General features: G+C 43.4%; 14 protein-coding genes. All 14 read right to left on the bottom strand.

Annotation, left to right across the window (positions count from 1 at the left end; genetic code table 11):
* Positions 1–7: 7 nt before the first annotated feature.
* Complete coding sequence (locus tag AAC052_RS22530; RefSeq protein WP_339790053.1) at positions 8–463, bottom strand: 5-fold beta-flower protein; 456 nt, start codon at positions 461–463, stop codon at positions 8–10.
* 84 nt (positions 464–547) lie between these two features.
* Entirely contained in the window at positions 548–1,048 is a 501-nt protein-coding gene (locus tag AAC052_RS22525) for a DUF3347 domain-containing protein (protein ID WP_339790055.1), read from the bottom strand.
* Positions 1,049–1,080: 32 nt separating this feature from the next.
* On the bottom strand, positions 1,081–1,881 hold the full coding sequence (locus AAC052_RS22520) for a prohibitin family protein (RefSeq protein WP_339790058.1): 801 nt from the start codon (positions 1,879–1,881) through the stop codon (positions 1,081–1,083).
* Positions 1,882–2,201: 320 nt separating this feature from the next.
* A complete protein-coding gene (locus AAC052_RS22515; protein WP_339790060.1) occupies positions 2,202–4,064 on the bottom strand; it encodes an efflux RND transporter periplasmic adaptor subunit in 1,863 nt (620 codons plus the stop codon).
* A 1-nt stretch (position 4,065) separates the two neighbouring features.
* Positions 4,066–5,331, bottom strand: a complete 1,266-nt coding sequence (locus AAC052_RS22510) for a TolC family protein (RefSeq protein ID WP_339790063.1) — start codon at positions 5,329–5,331, stop codon at positions 4,066–4,068.
* 4 nt (positions 5,332–5,335) lie between these two features.
* Positions 5,336–9,160, bottom strand: a complete 3,825-nt coding sequence (locus tag AAC052_RS22505) for an efflux RND transporter permease subunit (RefSeq protein ID WP_339790066.1) — start codon at positions 9,158–9,160, stop codon at positions 5,336–5,338.
* 99 nt (positions 9,161–9,259) lie between these two features.
* Entirely contained in the window at positions 9,260–9,706 is a 447-nt protein-coding gene (locus tag AAC052_RS22500) for a hypothetical protein (RefSeq protein WP_339790069.1), read from the bottom strand.
* A gap of 222 nt (positions 9,707–9,928) precedes the next feature.
* The gene (locus tag AAC052_RS22495) at positions 9,929–11,194 is read right to left on the bottom strand and encodes a hypothetical protein (RefSeq protein ID WP_339790071.1); all 1,266 of its coding nucleotides are present in this window, start codon (positions 11,192–11,194) and stop codon (positions 9,929–9,931) included.
* A gap of 1,018 nt (positions 11,195–12,212) precedes the next feature.
* The gene (locus AAC052_RS22490) at positions 12,213–13,265 is read right to left on the bottom strand and encodes a class I fructose-bisphosphate aldolase (RefSeq protein WP_339790073.1); all 1,053 of its coding nucleotides are present in this window, start codon (positions 13,263–13,265) and stop codon (positions 12,213–12,215) included.
* Positions 13,266–13,381: 116 nt separating this feature from the next.
* Entirely contained in the window at positions 13,382–14,617 is a 1,236-nt protein-coding gene (locus AAC052_RS22485) for an MFS transporter (protein WP_339790075.1), read from the bottom strand.
* Positions 14,617–16,770: a copper-translocating P-type ATPase gene (locus tag AAC052_RS22480; RefSeq protein WP_339790078.1), complete on the bottom strand. Its 2,154-nt coding sequence runs from the start codon at positions 16,768–16,770 to the stop codon at positions 14,617–14,619. The genes AAC052_RS22485 and AAC052_RS22480 overlap by 1 nt, the downstream gene beginning before the upstream one ends.
* Before the next feature lie 11 nt (positions 16,771–16,781).
* The gene (locus AAC052_RS22475; protein WP_339790081.1) at positions 16,782–17,513 is read right to left on the bottom strand and encodes a PPK2 family polyphosphate kinase; all 732 of its coding nucleotides are present in this window, start codon (positions 17,511–17,513) and stop codon (positions 16,782–16,784) included.
* A 3-nt stretch (positions 17,514–17,516) separates the two neighbouring features.
* A complete protein-coding gene (locus AAC052_RS22470; RefSeq protein WP_339815564.1) occupies positions 17,517–18,200 on the bottom strand; it encodes a hypothetical protein in 684 nt (227 codons plus the stop codon).
* Positions 18,193–19,089 carry a ribose-phosphate pyrophosphokinase gene (locus AAC052_RS22465; RefSeq protein WP_339790087.1) on the bottom strand — a complete coding sequence of 299 codons (897 nt, stop codon included), beginning with the start codon at positions 19,087–19,089 and terminating at the stop codon, positions 18,193–18,195. The genes AAC052_RS22470 and AAC052_RS22465 overlap by 8 nt, the downstream gene beginning before the upstream one ends.
* Positions 19,090–19,091 lie beyond the last annotated feature (2 nt).

Below are 19,091 nucleotides of genomic sequence, written 5' to 3'. Positions count from 1 at the left end.
TTTATGTTTACTTGTCCTCTTCTTTATTCATTTCCTGTTCTAAAAAGAAGCAGTGTGCGGCACATGCATGAAGTTTGTAGTTTTCATGAACTGTACCCTTCTTGTGACCTTCCGGATCCAGGATTTCGCACTTGTCTCCAATGGTTTTGGTACTCAAAATGAAGACTCCATCATTGTTGTAATAGCGGCCATCTTTTTTAGCCTTACCCAAGGAGTTACCTTCAGCATCATATACTTTACCATTTTTGATAAAGCCCAGTTTTTGCCCTTGATTATTGAAAACTATGTCTTCCTTACTGATGTATCCGAGTTTGGTGCCACCGTCATCCGATACCTCACCCTTACCATTTATATGGACCAGGCGCTGTGCTGTTTTGTCACTGGCGGGCTGAGCCACCAGTACTTGTGCTGCCAGCAGTATTCCTGCCAGGAACGCCATGCTGAAAATGATGTGCTTTTTCATTTCTCATTGTGTTTTCGCCTGGTGTATGGATCGGGTTTGACCATATGAGTTGGTCCAATCCGTAGTGTCAGGTCTTATGTTATGTTAATTAATTGTTTCTTTCACGCTCCCGCACTTCAGCATCTTGTTGCCAAGGTAGGGGTTGCTAATTTCCTTCTCGCTAGAAAGCCAGGAGGCTTTGGCCATGGGACAGTACTCCAGGTACACTTCTCCCATAGAAAGTCCGCTGTTTTTTACCAAATTGGCCATTTCCTCACTCAATGCTGTGAAGGCTTTACGCTGTTCGTCCAGCGAGCCGCCCTGGGCTACTTTGGCAGCTTCAGCATGGGCTTTGTCAGCATTCTTCATCTGATGAAGCGCTTTCACCAAAGCTTCGGAAGCGGCTGCCACTTCTTGCCGATCAGATGCTACCAAAGCATCCTTTAGATGGGTGTAATGCGAGTAGGCTGTACCCACTGCCTTGTCTTTGAACATTGGCTCCATTTGTTGCGTACTTGATTGTGCTCCATGCGCAGCATGGTCGTGCTGTGCGTAGGCTCCCATTGCTGCAATGAGGGCCAGAATCATTATTACTTGCTTTTTCATTTTCGATCTATCAATTTTTCTTGTGCCACATTTTAATTTCCTCCACCAGTATCCACGATCAGAGGAAGCCCATCCTTACCCATCGGCACAAAATAGAACTTGGTATTTGGACTGCTGGTCAGCTTGTCCTGCACTTCCAGCGCTTTGTATTGCAGATACCTTTGGGTTAGTCCCGCATCTATAATCTGCTGTGCATCACGTTGGCCTTTAGCTAGAATACGCTGAATTTCTGCTTGCTTCTCAGCTATCTTTATTTCATAGTCTTTTTGCTGTATGTCTTGCTCTACAGCTAATTTTCGATCTACCGCAGAGGTCACCACCTGCGGATACTTAATGTGACTGATCGTTACATTGTCGATTTCAAGGTGTTTCCCCTCAATTTTAGTAACTAGTTGCTCGTATATCGAAGTTTCAATCTCAGGGCTTTTAGGCGAAACTACTTTGTATTCATAGCCTGAGAAACTGTTCCTGGTCAAGCTTACGAATTCAGGCCTAACTACATTCTGGTAATAGTACTGCCCTACCTCTAGTTCAAGTTGTGCAAGCTCTGCTTCTATAGGCCTTAAGGTAACCGAAACTGTAATTGGAATATGCAATTCGTCTTTAGTAAGGATGGACACATCCTCCGTAAATGTTTGCCACTGGGTACTGTATCGTACCACGTTATTCCAAGGCAAGCGCCAAACTACTCCGTCTTTATAGATTTTCTGGGTCTGAAGCCCTTTTCCATAGGGCTTCCATTTCATGGCCTGCGTGCCGGGTTTCACAACTGAACAACTTATTGCAAATAATGCAATGACAGCTATACCAAGAATACTGATTTTTGCTTTCATGATCTTAAAAGTTTTAATTACTACTATAGATCATTACGTGTCATTTTGAATCATTTTTTATGGCAGGAGGACTATGATTTATGAAATCGTGGTGTGGCTCCAACTTTTGGACGCCCAGCGCATCAGCCACTGCCAAGCCAAGTACTACCAAGATCAGTAAGCCCCAGAAATGCCTTTTTAAAACCTTCCCTTTTCCAAAAGGTCTTTTATCTCCCACATTACAACACTCTTTCATTTTTTAGTTTTTTAATCAAAATTGAATGAAGTCCCCGGTATGGTCTCCAGTGACCGGGGACTCTTCCAACCTACCTACTAACTAGTCAATCTATTATTTCCCTATTTTCACCACAAGTCAACATGGATTCTCCGTAATATGGGTTTTTTATTTCCTTTACTGGGCTTAGCCAAAAGGCACCCTCCCCATTTCTAGCCATAGGGCAGAACTGGTAGTATATGGTTACCCCCGTTGATCCGAACATTTTTATTGCGCTATATAAGGCATCATTAAAATCGGCATAAGCCAGTCGTTGCTTTTCGATATCACTGCTCCCTTTTATTTTGTCCAGTGATGCATTGAGTTCCTTTAGACCTTTCATCCAATGATTATGCATTTCACCTTTAACCAGACTCATGTCCACTTTCTCAATAACTGCTTTCACATCGGCCGCACTAGTTTTTGCTTTTGAGGCATCGGTCGCCAGGAATGCATCCTGAAGCTTTAGGTGGACTTTATATACCTCAGCCAATTGTCTCCTGAAATCTTCATCCACAGACATGTCCATTTTCATGCTACTTTCTTTTGTTCCGGTATCATGTCCTTCATGTCCTTTGCTAGAGGTCGGTTCTATACCGGAGGCTGGCTTTTTGTCACCCCCACCCATGTCCATTCCCGCATGGCCCATTTGTACTTTTCCACCCTCAGGGTTCATCATGCTTTTTTCGCCTTTGAGCTGAGCAGCTGCATCAATTTTAAAGACACCATTTGAAGCGACCATCTCACCTTCCAGCAATCCTGATCTTACGACATAATACTCCCCCGCGTCGGCCCCAAGTTCTATTTCCCGAAACTGAAACATGTTATTATGATTTTCGGTCATAACATATACTACCGCTTTTTTGCCTGTCCAGAGTACTGCCGATTTGGGAACCACTAGTTGATCAGAGGAACCCGGCAACATCGTTTTTAGCACTCCTGTAGCCAGCATTTGGGGTTTGAGCAATTCTTTTGGATTATCTAACTCTGCTCTCACACCCGCCACTCGAGACATGGGATCCAATACCGGGTCAATGAAGGTTACCGTTGCTTCAAAGTCCTTGGAGGGTATTGATTTGATCTTGAATTTTATCTTGTCCCGCATTTTGATCCAGGGAATGTCGCTTTCATAGGCATCAAACATGACCCAAACGTGGCGCAAGTCAACTACCTCGAACAGCGCAGATCCTTCTTTTACGTAGTCGCCAAGAGTGACATGACGCATGGTGACCGTACCTGTGATCGGAGACAATACATCGAAGCTAAAATCAACCTCTCCTGACTCTTCTATAGCAGTAATCTGTTGATCAGTTAAATCCCAGAGTCTTAACTTGTTACGTGAGGCCTGGTAGTAGTTAGAGTTGGTTTCCTTAAACTTTATGGCCTCAAATAGCTCTCGTTGAGCAGTGACCAACTCCGGGGAGTAAATTTTGGCCAAAACCTGACCTTTTCTTACTTTTTCGCCTGTGAAGTTTACAAAAAGCTTTTCGATCCTACCGGGATATCGTGCAGTCAACTCTGCTATGTTCCGCTCGTCCGCCATAACTTTCCCCGGCAAATACACTTCTTTATAAGGCGCTTTCTTTTTGATAGTACTCATTTCTACTTCCGCTATTTTCATGGCAGCATTAGAAAGCTTTACTGAAAATTGTGCATCTCCATCGGAATCATCTTCATCTGACGCCAATGGAATAAGTGTCATTCCACATATTGGGCAACTCCCCGGTTTATCCGCCCGAATCTGCGGGTGCATGGAACAAGTCCATACAGTGCCCGCTTTATGGTCATCCATTGAATGTCCATCAGAAACCACCTCATTTGAAATCGATCCTGACCCTCCAAAAAAGAGCCATCCCAAAAGTAACCCTAGGATCAATACGCCTATATTGATCAGCACTTTGTTGTTTTTTAAGGCATCTAATATTTTCATCTTAAAGTTGTTTTCCTGTTAGATAATTAATGTAGGCAACGAAAGTATTTTGGTCGGCACGAGCTTTTTCAAGTTCCAACTCATATCGCAACAACTGGCGTTCCATGCGCAGCACTTCTTCGAAATCGCTCCCTGCCGTGGTGTATTGAGCGATCAGTATATCACGTGACTGATCGGCATATCGAACCAGCCTCTTATAGAGGGAAACTCGTCGGACTGCATCGGAATAATCTCTCCAGCCTTTCGCTAAATCTGTTTCCAGTTGATTTACTTTGTTTTCCTTTCTATTTGAGACAGATGTGGAAAGCAACTCCTTTTCCTTTAACATGCTTTGATACTTGTTTCGATAAATTGGGATACGAACACCCACTTGAGGAAAGATCAGTGCGTCTTTGCCATTGTCGGGCATGTTCACGTCCGTGCGGGGTGAAATATTGGTATAGGCAAAGCCTAAGCTAAAGGAAGGCAACCCCATTTTCCGGGCAACATCTTGCTCGGCTTCAAGGGACAATATCTCGTAATCCAAACCCTTAAGCACAGGGTTTTGTGCGATGATCGAGTCCAGAAGGGTGTTCTTACCTTCTTTAAAGGCTATCGTAGCCAGTGTGTCCGGCACTTGAATGGCCATTGGAGTTTCGGTGTTTAACAGCTCATTGAACCTGGCTTGGATAGGTAGCCGGGTATCTTTGAGGTACAACAATTGGTTGTTCAGTTCATCCAAGTCCATCTCTACCCGAAGAAGGTCTACTGCGCTACCCTTTGCTGCTTCCAATCGTACATTGGCCAGCTCTTGATATGACTCCAATATATTAATATTCTCCTCTGTAATTCTGATTGCTGCCTCCAATACGTACAAGTCAAAGTATTCGGATCGGACATTGAAAAAGAGCCTATTCTTGGTTTCTTCAAAAGCCTCATAGCGGGCCTTTGCCAATTGTGCCACAACATTTTCCTGAGATTTCAACTGGCCAAACCACGGAAATGCTTGACTAAGCGAGATGCCAGCTTTTTGTGCACCTACTCTTGTTTCAACCGGACTGGCAAAAATATTGAACATTGCTGTTGGATCGGGGAGTGCCCTAGCTTGTGGCATTCGCTCAAGTGTTGCCAGGTACTGGTTAAAAATTGACATTAGCTCAGGATTGTTTTGTGCGGCTATTTTGAGGTATTCGTTAACTGGGTCTAGTGTTTCCTGTGCCCTAACTCCCGTGACAGCCAGAAGGAGTATAAAGAGCCAGCTATAGATATTTGTTAAAATAGTTTTCATCGTATTATCGTTTAGCTTGTTTTTTAACCACTCTTTCCTGCCACGCACAATAAAGGGTAGGCACCACGAACATAGTGATCACCTGAATAAGCATTCCTCCGAATGAAGGGATAGCCATTGGCACCATAATGTCAGAGCCTTTTCCCGTAGAGGTTAGCACCGGTATCAATGCGATTACGGCAACCGCAGCCGTCATCATGGCTGGTCTCACCCTTTGTTGTCCGGCATGCATAATCGCTTCTCTCACAGCCGCAACATCTTTAGGTTTTTCCCTATCGAATGTTTGCTTGATGTAAGTCCCCATGATTACGCCATCGTCAGTTGCAATACCAAAAAGGGCGATGAATCCTACCCAGACAGCTACACTTAAATTAATCGTGTGCATGTCAAATAAGTCTCGCATGTTTACACCAGCCACAGCAAAATCCATGAACCAACCTTGACTGTACAACCAAATCATAATAAAGCCCCCAGAAAAGCCAACAAATATTCCCGAGAAAACCATACTGGTTGTCTGCACATTGCCAAACTGGAAATAGAGAATCAGAAAGATTGCTAAGAGTGATATTGGGACTACAATGGCAAGGCGCTTTGTCGCTCTGATCTGGTTTTCATAGTTGCCCGTGAACTTATACGAAACGCCAGCCGGTAACATAAAGTCGCCAGCATCTATTTTGGCCTGGATAAATCGCTGTGCTTCTTCAACAACGTCCACTTCTGCCTTGCCAGGCTTTTTATCAAATATGACATAACCATCAAGGAATGTATCCTCACTCTTGATAATCTGCGGTCCCCTTCGATAGGTGATTTCCGCTAGTTCACCCAAAGGTATTTGTGCCCCTGAAGATGTAGGAATAAGAACATTCATCACGTCATTGGGGTTATCCCTGAACTCACGTGCATATCTTACACGGACAGGAAAACGTTCCCTCCCTTCAACAGTGGTGGTCAACTTGATACCACCAATTGCCACTTCTATGAAGGTTTGAATGTCTTTCATGGACAGACCATAACGAGCAATCGCATGTCGATCAATATCGAACTCCAGATAGGGTTTACCCACAATCCTATCTGCAAAAACGGATGACGCTTCTATACTAGGTACTTGTTGTAGGATTTTCTCCAACTCAAGGCCAACACTTTCAATTGTTTTCAGATCAGGCCCAAATACCTTAATGCCGACTGGGGCACGCATGCCTGTAGACAGCATTATCAACCGTGTTTGGATGGGCTGCAATTTTGGAGCAGAAGTCATGCCTGGAATATTAGTCGATTTTACAATTTCTGCCCAGATATCGTCTGGCGACTTGATATGATCCCGCCACTGGCGAAAATATTCACCATTCATTTTATCGAGTACCAGTTCGTTCATTTCAAGCTTCTTGAAACCGTCTCTAGCGGGGTTGTGAGTTGTCCCATCCTTTAACACATAATTGCCATCCTTGTCGACCTTAAACCGCAATCTATGTCCGTCCTCATTGACCATGTACTCTGGCTTGTAGTTTATCGTGTTTTCAAACATCGAAATAGGAGCTGGATCAAGGGCTGAGTTCACTCGTCCCCATTTACCAACAACAGACTCTACCTCCGGTATTTGTGCCACATAAGCATCTACCTTTTTTATTACATCTATATTCTCCTCAATCCCTGAGTGTGACATAGTGGTAGGCATCAGTAAATAGGAGCCCTCATCTAGCGGCGGCATAAACTCCTTGCCAACTCCGGGAAATGTTTTGGATAATGATTGCCAGGCGTTTGTTTGGCGTAAGTTCATGCCCATTGTCTCAGATCCATTCGCCACAAAACCAAAGAGTTTATCAAACCCCTGCATAGCGAGCAAACCGAAAATCACAATGGAGATTGGAATTGTGAAAAACTGCCACTTGTGGGAAAGACACCAACCCAGAAGAATAGGGTAGAGATGTACAATAATCATGAGTACTCCAAGCACAGTACCGACAATACTGATCACAAAAAGATAGTTGATGATGAAACTATTCTGAACGCCCAATGGCACCCATGCCCCTGTAAGAAAATAGACGACCGTTAAAAGGATGATCAATGTATTTAGCCGGGCGGTCCATGTTCCTAATTTCTTCGGCCATTTGCTTTCAAAGAAGTTATTGATACTGAAAAGGATCAATGCTATGGCTGGGATACTGCTATATATAGTAAGAAGAACCAGGCCAAGTCCGCCGATTACAACAGCCCAAATTTTCTTGGTGCGTTGTTTGTTAAAACTTATTGAAAAAACGACATGAGCGAAGGCAGGAACAACAAGTAGTCCAAGTATAAGGGATGACAACAAAGCAAATGTTTTGGTGAACGCCAATGGACTGAAAAGTTTACCTTCTTGTGCTTGCATTGCGAATACAGGCAAGAAACTGACAATGGTGGTAGCCAATGCCGTCATAATCGCTGAGGCTACTTCTACAGAAGCTTCATATATGATAGTTAGCAATTTCTGACCTTTGGCCCCACGATTTTCTTCCATCTCCAAATGCCGGACTATGTTCTCCACAAAAACCACCCCCACATCTACCATAACGCCTATGGCGATGGCAATACCCGATAACGCCACTACATTGGCATCTACACCGAAATACTTCATCACAATGAAGGTCATCAAAACACCAAGAGGTAATAGTCCAGAAATAATGATAGATGCCCTGATATTCATCATCAGTACAATCACTACAATAATGGAAATCAGGATTTCATGCTCCAGGGCTTCTTCCAAGGTGCCGAGGGTTTCTTTAATCAAACCACTCCGATCATAGAAAGGCACTACTGTCACTTTTGAAACCGTGCCGTCAGGAAGTACTTTAGACGGTAAACCGGGAGCTATTTCAGCGATCTTTTTCTTCACATTGTCGATGACTTCTAAAGGGTTGGCACCATAGCGGGCAACTACTACCGCACCAGTTGCCTCTGCCCCACCTTTATCTAATCCACCCCTTCTTGTGGCCGGTCCGAAGTTAACTTTGGCGACGTCTTTGATCCGGATGGCAGTATTATTGTGCTGTGTGATCACTGCCAATTCCAAATCTTCCAGATTTTCTATGTAACCCAGGCCTCGTACCAAGTATTCGGCATTGTTGACCTCCATCGTTCTTGCCCCTACGTCGAGGTTACTTTCCTTGACGGCTTTCATGATTTGTGCAATATTGACGTTATATTTTTTCATGGCTGCCGGATCAACGTCAACCTGATACTCTTTCACATACCCGCCGATGGCTGCTACTTCTGATACTCCTTTGGCGGAGGTAAGTGCGTAACCCAGGTAAAAATCCTGTATCGTTCTAAGCTCTTGAGGATCCCAGCCTCCTGTTGGCTCACCTGTTTCAGGGTTCCGCCCTTCCAGCGTATACCAATAGATTTGACCCAGAGCAGTCGCATCAGGGCCCAATGCGGGCTGGACTTCTGATGGGAGTATTCCTGCCGGGAGGGAATTCAATTTTTCAAGGATTCGGGTTCTTCCCCAGTAAAATTCTACATCATCCTCAAAAATTATATAGATAGTGGACAGCCCGAATATGGAGCTACTTCGGATGGTCTTGACCTTTGGGATACCTAACAGGGCAGTGGTTAATGGATAAGATATTTGATCTTCGATATCCTGAGGGGATCGTCCCATCCAGGTCGTGAAAACAATCTGTTGGTTTTCACCAATATCGGGGATAGCATCTACGGGAACGGGGTTACGGGGAAAGTTCTCCATTTCCCAGTTGAATGGTGCCGTGGCAACACCCAAACCAATAAAGATGAGAACGACAAGGCCCGTAACGAGCTTATTCTCAAGAAAGAATTTTATGATTTTATTAAGCATGATTTCATTCAATTTTCTATATGCTGATCTGTTAAAGGCATAAACAAATGCCCTTTTGGAGATGGAGTAGCCATCTTTGCACTACACCGAATGAGATGCTTAAATAAGGAAGGACTGAACGAGCACAGGTATGTCCCGCCCAACCAAAGGAGGAGAATAGTCTTTGTAGGAATAATAATCAACAGTAGGAGCGCTGGAAATGAACGAGACAAGTGCGTAAAGCACCGCTACCATGTGAAAATCCGGCATGGAAACGGAAGCCGCAACCTGGGCAAGTTCATCTTGTCCTTCTACCTGCAATAAGTGATCTTCGCAGCAGCCTTTTTTAGCCGTATGTGCACGGTTATGTTCACACTCCCGAGATCCATTATGGTCATGGACGCAAGGTGCAGGTTGTGTAACCATTTCACAGGGTTTGGCCTGCTGAAATAGTGCAATGCTTTCCAACTGGCCCATGCAGAAATGCATGCTAAAGGTGAAGCTCGTAGAACTGAACAGCACCAGCATGGATAACAGAATGGCCGATATTTTTCTAAAACGTTGCACTTTTTTTTAAAGACACTTTGCTAGTGTACAAAATTTTTCCTATTGAGTTTGATTCCCTCTTGATGAAATTTGGTAGCAAAGGAATGCTATGAAGCCAAATTATCAGTTGTAGTAAGCATTTCAGTCATATTAAAAAGGTTCGTAAAGAGTAATATTTCTTTGAATAAAGATAAAATGAAGAAAAGTGCCGAACCCAGTCATCCGGCACACTCTTCACCATCCCTAGAAGCTGATCACAGCTTCAAGGTTTACCCCGTTGAACTCTCCGCCATTATACTTGGTGGATGTCCAACCCTCACCATCATATTTTTGGGTAACATATTCTACTTTGGCCATCACATTGTTGGTCAGGTACCAGCCTCCACCGATATTCAACCGGTTGATCTCCTGTGTGAGGGAGTTTTCAGTCATTTTTCCAGATACGGTGTTGTACCTGCCGCCTAGGTAAAACTGCTCTGTGCCGCCAAAGCGATAGAGTAGCTCACCCGCAAGCTGAGTGAAAGACCCAGTACCCTGGTCATCGCTGTTGGAAGCCACTTCATAGATTCCGAAAAACTCCAGGCCTTTGAATTTGATGAATGGGGTTACTTGTATGGCGGTCAATTGTTTGAACCGTGGATTGAAACGACCCTCAAAAGCATTGCCATCTCCGTCCAGCGTCTGCATCACATTATAATATCGTGAACCTGCCCGGTCTCCACCAAAAAGGTAGGTCCCAGTAGTGGTGCCCTTGTTGATGTACCATGAGCCTGTGAGACGCACCCTCAAGTCATTGCTTAGCTGGTTATCATAGCCGAGTTTTCCGAAAAATGAGGCTTTGTTGTCAGAATTGTCATTGACTACTACACTCTGGTTGAGCTTACCATTTGTTACTCCAAGAACTCCGAGAAAACCGCTTTTCTGTATGGTCACTTCTCCAAACGCTTCAGTAGAAAAAGCGTCCATAATATAATTGCCAATGAAGGGATTGAAAATAGCCCTTGCATTGTCGCTCCTTCTGAAGTGGGCATCACCGTAGTTAAACTCATCCATACCAATGGTGACCCTGGTTACTTCCATCAAACCTTCCAGAAAGCCGGATTTGATAAAATCGAGCTTGTCTATTTGCATGTAGCCTCCTTTCACCCAGGATTCGTTATGATTTTTAGATGAGAGGTAGGTACGCAGGTGCATCCTGACCCCATCATACAACTGTACGTCCAGGTTTAAGTTGGCACTAGGCAGGTTGAAATTGGAGCCCAGCTCCACGAGGCTGTCCAGGTAGTTCGTTTGGTTGAGGCCCTGGAACTGCATGCCAAAATCACCTCCAACCCGGACTTTGAGGCCGTCAAATGCTACGGTATCCTGTTTGGAGGGTTCGAATACGTTGACCCCTGCTTTGCTATTGGGCCTGAAATACTGCAGCGCAGGCTGCTGTGCATATACTACGCCTGATACCAAAAGCATCAGTGGGAGTATGACTAATTTGCTAAAACTTATGACTTTCATGATTAATAGAAATTTAATGTTTGTGTATTATGTTTTTGGCTCTACGGCCCCCTCATATTTGATCACAATGCCATCAACAGCCTTCATTTTAAATGCCAAGCAACCTCCATTCACGAACTGAGAACATCCTTAGGACAGTTTTCGAGCGCTGTTCAGGAAACTTGAGCGTCAGCGAAAGGGCGTTAACAGAAAAATATTCTTAAAGAAAAATGGCACTTAAGAATTCCATACTGCTTTAAATTTTATTGCTACGTAAATTTACGGAAGAGGTACGCCAATCTATTATTGAAATCTTGTGGAAGGTTTATGATATTCTGACGTTCCTAGTCTCTCTATTTCACTTTAATTTTTATCTGGTCGCTAGCTATTCCAAAAACGTTCGAGAAGTTTATTGCGTAACTAACCCGATAGTCTACAATGATTTTCAAAATGTATTTTTCTGTAAATTTCTTAAGTCCATCTTTATAGGTAATACTCGCCGTATTCTGCGAACTCAGACAGCTTAATGCATATCCGATGCTATTTTACGGAAAGTAGGTACCAGAAACCTTTACACAAATTGGCTCTGTTTTTGTAACCGAACACAGTTTAGGCTTTTACACCTCAGCTATCAACTTAAATTGACTCAGAATTGTATCAATCTGATAATCGGCCATTTGACCAATCCCGCAAGCCTCCCTGCATTGCATCATAGTTAAGCATGGAAATTTATGCTTTGGCAGGTATACTGTAACTAGCTTCAGGTGTTGACCTATAGCCATTATGTCCACAAATGGCCATCACGATAGTGCTTCCATGACTCATCAATGGGTTCTTGTTCATAAATCTTGGCTTTGTCCGAGACCACTGCATTTGAAGGTTTCAAATTTTTATCATTTACTGAACGTACAAATAAGTCCACCACTTAGTTACCGGGGTGTCCCTGTTTTCCGGAATCATCGCAAGCCTATATGAACACTGTTGCGCCTAAAATTAGGATGATAAATCGTTTCATCTTTACAGGGTGCTATGTTAATCATTAAGCAATCGTAATTTTTTCATCCAGGTACACCTGCTGGATCAGGTTGAGCAGTTGAACACCTTCTTTCCTTGGTCGCTGGAATGCCTTTCTTCCCGAAATCAAACCCATTCCACCTGCTCTTTTATTAATCACGGCTGTTTTTACTGCTTCGGCATAGTCCGATTCTCCAGAGGAAGCTCCTCCCGAATTGATCAAGCCTATCTTGCCCATATAACAGTTGGCTACTTGATAGCGACACATATCAATGGGATGATCGGAAATATACTTGCCGTACATTTCTTCAGAGGTCTTACCAAATTTCAACTCTCTGAAACCACCATTTGTATCCGGCAGTTTTTGTTTGATGATATCTGCCTGAATGGTTACTCCCAGATGGTTGGCCTGTCCGGTAAGGTCTGCAGCTGTGTGATAGTCGTTATCTTTTGTTTTAAAGGATTCATTTCGGGTGTAACACCATAAAATGGTAGCCATTCCCAATTCATGCGCATAAGTGAAAGCATCTGAGATTTCACGTATTTGCCTGTTTGATTCGGGGGACCCAAAATAGATGGTTGCGCCAATCGCACAAGCTCCCATGTTCCAGGCGTCCTTTACCGTCCCAAATAAGATCTGGTCATATTTATTGGGGTATGTAAGCAACTCATTGTGGTTGATTTTTACGATGTATGGAATCTTATGGGCATACTTTCGGGCGGTAAGCCCTAATACGCCAAAGGTAGAGGCAACACCGTTACAACCTGCTTCCAAACCAAGTTGTACAATATTCTCGGGGTCAAAGTAGTCGGGATTAGGGCCAAAAGCACTCCCTGCCGTATGCTCAATACCCTGATCCACCGGAAGGATGGATAGGTAGCCTGTTCCAGAGAGATTGCCACTGTTATACAGGCGTGAAAGTGCATTGAGTACTTGTGGATTTCTGTTGCTATTGACAAAAACATTATCCAGATAATCTGAACCAGGTAAAGTAAGTCTTGTTCTATCAATCGTTTTACAAGTATGTTGCAGAAGACATTCCGCCTGATCTCCTAAATATTCATTTATTTTTTTCATGTGTATGTAATTTTTTTAGTTGCCACATGGAATTCGCATCATCAGCATTCATCACTGGTTGGTGTTTGCCAAACATGCTCATTTCATAGCATCTGATTTTTATAGTTACTATTGTCTTATGTCATTTTTTGGCTTTTAAATCTTAAGTTCGGAATTATGAGAACGGCTACAAGCGATAACACCGTGCCAATCACCGGATAAGGCCATGAGCTACCGATTGTGTATAACCATATGCCTAACATCGGTCCCAATACCTGACCAATACTATTCACTGATGTTTGTAAAGACAGATTCGCCCCGGTATGGTTTTTATCCACCAAAGAAATCATGGTAATTAGGTTGGGAGTGACCATTGCACCTCCGATCGCAAAAATTACAATCATGGTATATACGTAGATATTGTATGTCCAAAAAGAAAAAACAATCATAGCAAAAGCAGCCAATGCAAAACCGATAAAAAGTTGTGTGTTTACAGAGATAGTTTTGGCATCTACATTGGCAAATAATGGCTGTAAAACGGCCATAACCAGGCCACAAAGCATAAACCCAAGTCCTACCTGGGAAGTGTCAAACAAGAGAATGTCTTTGGCATAAACAGAAAACACCGTCTCAAACAAGGTTACGGCCAGTCGAAGAATTAATGAGAGAAACAATAGTAGAACAAAATCACGTTTCACATTTGACTCTGGCTTTTGGCCTGCTTCTATGATGTTAAGACTTTGTGCTTTGGGGTTTTTGAGCCAACCGAATGCAAGCAACAAAATAATTGTTCCTAGTAAGGCGACTGCAAGGAACGGGATACTGAATCTATCCAATAGCAAGTGTCCCATTCTCGTGTCAAAATGTAAATTGGTTTGTGCCAGGTAACCACCAATCATAGGCCCGGTAATCACACCTGTACTGACAGCCACCCCCGACCAGGCCAGTACTTTTCTACGCTGCATGCTGTTGGTAAGGTCACTGAGAAATGCATTGCCCACAGGTATAACCGAAGACGAGAATATACCACCTAAAATACGGGCTACATACAGCATTAACAAAGAAGTAGACAAGCCTGTTAAAACCTGCATAATAACAAAGCCTGATAACCCCATAGTGATCAGCATCTTGCGACCAAAACGGTCGGACAGTTTGCCCCATATAAAAGCAAAGAGTAGCTGAAAAAACGGGTAAATGCTGGTGAGAATTCCAATGTGATAGTTGATATCCTCCTCTGCTATAATGCCGGATTTTAATGCAAGCCTTTCCGTATAGTAGGGCAAAACGGGAAGCAATACACCATACCCACTCATAACTACAAAAATACTTAGCAGGATAATGATGATCCTGCCAAGGATTTCGCGATTACCCATTATTTGTTACCGATTTTCTTCTTCAGTAGCTGTGCATTGATGGCCACTATGATCGTACTCAAACTCATAAAAACCGCACCAACTGCCGGACCTAAAACGAAACCAGATGTGTAAAGCACCCCTGCTGCCAAAGGAATTGCAACAGTGTTATAACCGGTAGCCCATATCAGGTTTTGAATCATTTTGTTGTAAGTGGCCTTCCCAAATAAAATCAGGTTGGCTATATCCTGCGGGTTGCTGTTTACCAAGATTATGTCGGCTGTTTCGGCTGCTACATCTGTTCCTGAGCCTACCGCAATACCCACATTGGCTTGTGCCAGAGCAGGCGCATCGTTCACGCCATCACCGGTCATGGCGACAAACTCGCTCTTAGACTGAAGCTCTTTTACTATTTCCACTTTTTGATGTGGCAGTACTTCTGAATAGTAGCCGTCCAGGCCTAGTTCTTCACTTACTGCTTTGGCGACTGTTTCATTGTCACCGGTGGCCATCATCACTTTGATGTTGTTGTTTTTGAACACTTTAATTGCCTCGGCACTTTCCGGTCTGATCTCATCTGCCAGGGCGATGTACCCGGCCAGTTTATTATCCACGAGAACAAAAACGACTGTCTCGGCTGCACTGCTGTAGGCACCATCAGGTATGGAAATATGCTCATCTTTCAGATAGCCGGGGCTCACTACTTTCACATCTTTCCCTTCCACTTTTGCTTCAACCCCTTTACCGGTAATGGCATTGAAGTTTTCAGGCTTGGGAACCGCAATGTTTTTCTCTTTCACTTTTTTAATGATGCCAACGGCAATAGGATGCTCCGAACTTTGCTCTAATGCACTGGAAAGCCTCAGTAATTCATCTGGTTCAAATTGCTGATCTACCGCCTCTACACGGGTAACACCAAAATCACCTTTAGTTAGTGTTCCGGTCTTATCAAAAACAAGGGCCGAAATCTTTCTGGATTCCTCAAATGCCGTTCTATTGCGTATCAATAATCCATTCTGAGCAGAAACTGCTGTGGATATGGCTACTACTAATGGTATGGCCAAACCTAATGCATGAGGGCAGGCAATAACCATCACCGTCACCATTCTCTCCAGGGCATAGACAAATGGAAAACCTAAAAACAACCAGGTAGCCAGCGTCCCAAAGCCTATCGCTAATGCGATATAGGTAAGCCACTTGGCGGCACGGTCTGACAAATTTTGCATTTTTGACTTAGACTTTTGCGCCTCTTGTACCAGCGTAATTACTTTATTAAGGTAGCTGTCTTTTCCGGTATGCTCCACCTTTACTTTGAGTGAACCATTGCCATTGAGCGAACCTCCGATTACTTTATTCTCCATACCTTTTTTGACAGGTTTGGATTCCCCGGTCAGCATAGACTCGTTCAGATAGCTTTCCCCCTCTACGATAATACCATCAGCCGGAACTTTTTCACCAGGTTTGATCAGGATAATATCTCCTTTTTGCAGGTCTTCCAGTTTCACATCTTCTACAGCATCGCCTTTCACCCTATGTGCCTCCGAAGGCATCATACTTACCAACAATTGCAGCGCTTTTGAAGCTCCCAGAACCGACTTCATTTCCAGCCAATGGCCCAGTAGCATGATATCAATTAGGGTGGCCAGTTCCCAGAAGAAATCCTCCCCTTCAAGGCCGAAAACTGTTGCGGAACTATAAAAATAGGCTACACTGATGGCCATAGAAATTAAAGTCATCATGCCCGGGGCACCCTCCTTCAGCTCATCCTTTAACCCTTTCAGAAAAGGCCAGCCCCCATAAAAATAAACGATGGTAGAAAGCCCGAACAAAATGTACGCATTGCCCGGCAGCAGCCATTCATAGCCAAAAAAGCCCTGGATCATGGGAGAAAAGACCAAAATCGGAATCGTCAAAACAAGGGATATCCAAAAACGCTTTTTAAAATCCTCAATCATCATTTTGTGATGGTCATGGCCCATTTCTCCATGTCCGGCGTTATGACCGGAATGATCACCATGTCTCCCATGAGATGAATGATTCATCGCCTTCTCATGACCGTGTTTGGATTTTTCTGCTAAGGAATCTTTCACCTCTTCTTTCTTATCTCGTGCCTCTTCTTTGGAGGTATTGCTGTGATGATGGTGCTCGTGATTATGTCCTTTGTGATTTTCCATATTTACAAAATTTAGATGTTGGGGTATTCCAGGTTAAGTTTTTCAAGTTGATCAGCTAAAATTTTCGCTGCGGTATAATTACGATACCAACGCTTGTCTGCAGGGATGATATGCCAGGGCAAGTGGTCGCAGGTATTCAGTATGTTATGGTACACCTCCCGATAATCATCCCATTGGTTGGGTACGAGTTCATCTTCTTTGGCATATTTCCAGCGTTTGTGTGGTTTTGTTTTCCGATCTTCTATACGCTTTACCTGCTCATCAGCTGAGATATGCAAGTAAAACTTTAAGATCAAAGTATTATTTGCGAGCAGGTGATGCTCCAATTCGTTAATCAAATTGATGCGATGCTCCAACACATCCTCTGACAAGCTTTTGTTTGTCGCTGGCACCAAAATGTCTTCATAGTATGATCGGTTAAATACCTTGATCATCCCTTTCTCAGGAAAGTGGGGATAAATGCGCCACAAAAAATCGTGTTTGAGCTCGTCAGCTGTAGGCTTTTTAAAAGAAGTAACCTGCACACCTTGCGGGTTCATACCACTGAAAGCGTGACGGATGGTCCCGTTCTTGCCTGAAGTGTCAAGGCCCTGCAAGATGATAAGCATACTGTATCTGCCATCGGCATAGAACTTATTCTGTAGCTTAAAAAGCTCCTTACGCAGTTTTTTAAGTGCCTTCTTTGTTTCCATTTTATCAGCTTCTGCTGGCGGCAAGGTGGTTATATGATTTAAGTCTACCATTTTCTACTCTTTATTATTTTGCTCATAGGCCATGGTAAAATATGCTCCGTCATCCTCCGTGAATTTCTGACGTTGTAATACTAAACTCTCAGTCAGGTATTCTTCAACCGTGTAGTTGATGGTCTTTATCTTTAGGCCCATCACATAGGCTTCAACTACAGCATCACTACTAATAGTTATCTTTCCATTTTCTTTTTTGCTCTGCCTGTTTTTTATGGTAACCAGGCTTTTAGAACCAAAAAAACTGAGTACGCCCGATTCAACGCTCATCTTCAAATAGATATCTTTCAACTTACTGCTACTTTGTAAATCATATAACTGCTTAAAATCTTCTGAGGTAACATCCACTTTTGTCTTTTCATCTCCCGGATCGGTAAAAGGAAATACATTGACCAGCACATCAAATTCTCTGGGGTTACACTTGTAAGTGGTGGTATATTTTTCATCCAATTGGTTATTTTCATCATACAACTCCACCAACACTTCTACAGTATAGGTTTCACTTTCCCGCTTTAACTCTCCGGTCAGAAAAATTTGCATGCCTTGTGGTTTTCCATTTTTGTCAAAATTTTTACGAACTATTTTTTTTCCAGCAATCTGCTCAATCAACATTTCCTTTTCCTGACCATAGGACATGCCGGGAGTAAATTGCAGAAATATCAATATGAGGAAGAGGATATTACGCATGGTGCTTCATTAACGCTTTAATCTCCATTGCCAAAGTTTCAGAAAGATCAATAGCATTGCTTTCATGAGGGATGGTGTTACAGGTTACGATCTGCTGTACGCCTGAATTTTTGAGGTCTTGAAAAGCAGAACCTGCAAACACCGCATGAACTCCCACACATACAGGAGGTCTCATGTTGGCTTTTTTTAAGTGGCCCACTGTCTCAATCATAGTCCTTGCAGTGGAAATAATATCGTCAACCAGCACCGGGGTGTGGTCTTTATATTTTGCCACATCCGGTATGGATACTTCTACATCCCGGTCACCATGTCGTACTTTTTCTAACACGGTAAAGGGCGCACCGGCTTCTTTTGCTACCTTAGAAACCCACTGCTCACTTTCGCTATCCGGGCCGATGAATACCGGCTTTTCTATGTTTTGGCTCACCCATTTTGAAATGTGTGATGCCGCATGCACTGTGGTATTAGGTACGCTATAGATTTCGCTTAACGAGCTTCTACGGTGCAGATGTGGGTCTACTGTGGTAAGTGTTTCTGCGAATCCGGAAATTAATTGTGCAAAATACGTTGAGGTGATCCCTTCTCCAGGGTTAAATTGTTTGTCTTGCCTCATGTAGGCCAGGTAGGGTGCTACAAAGCAGGTACATGCGGCTCCCAGATCTTTGGCTGTTTTACTTAGAAAATATAAGGGCAGCAACTTAGCGTCCGGTTTATATAAGGTGCAAACCATCACCACGCATTTTCCTTTTACGTCAGAATGTATCTGTACAAAGCTCTCTCCATCGGGAAACTGCCGGATGGTTGCCTCACCCTTTTCAGCCTGAAGGTGTCCGGCAATTTTTTCAGTAAGATCTTCGTTGCCCGGTAAGGCAAAAACTATCATTTCCATAT

The organism is uncultured Imperialibacter sp. (genome assembly GCF_963974565.1).
Classification (GTDB): Bacteria; Bacteroidota; Bacteroidia; order Cytophagales; family Cyclobacteriaceae; genus Imperialibacter; species Imperialibacter roseus.
This window is presented reverse-complemented; position numbering and strand designations above follow the sequence as displayed.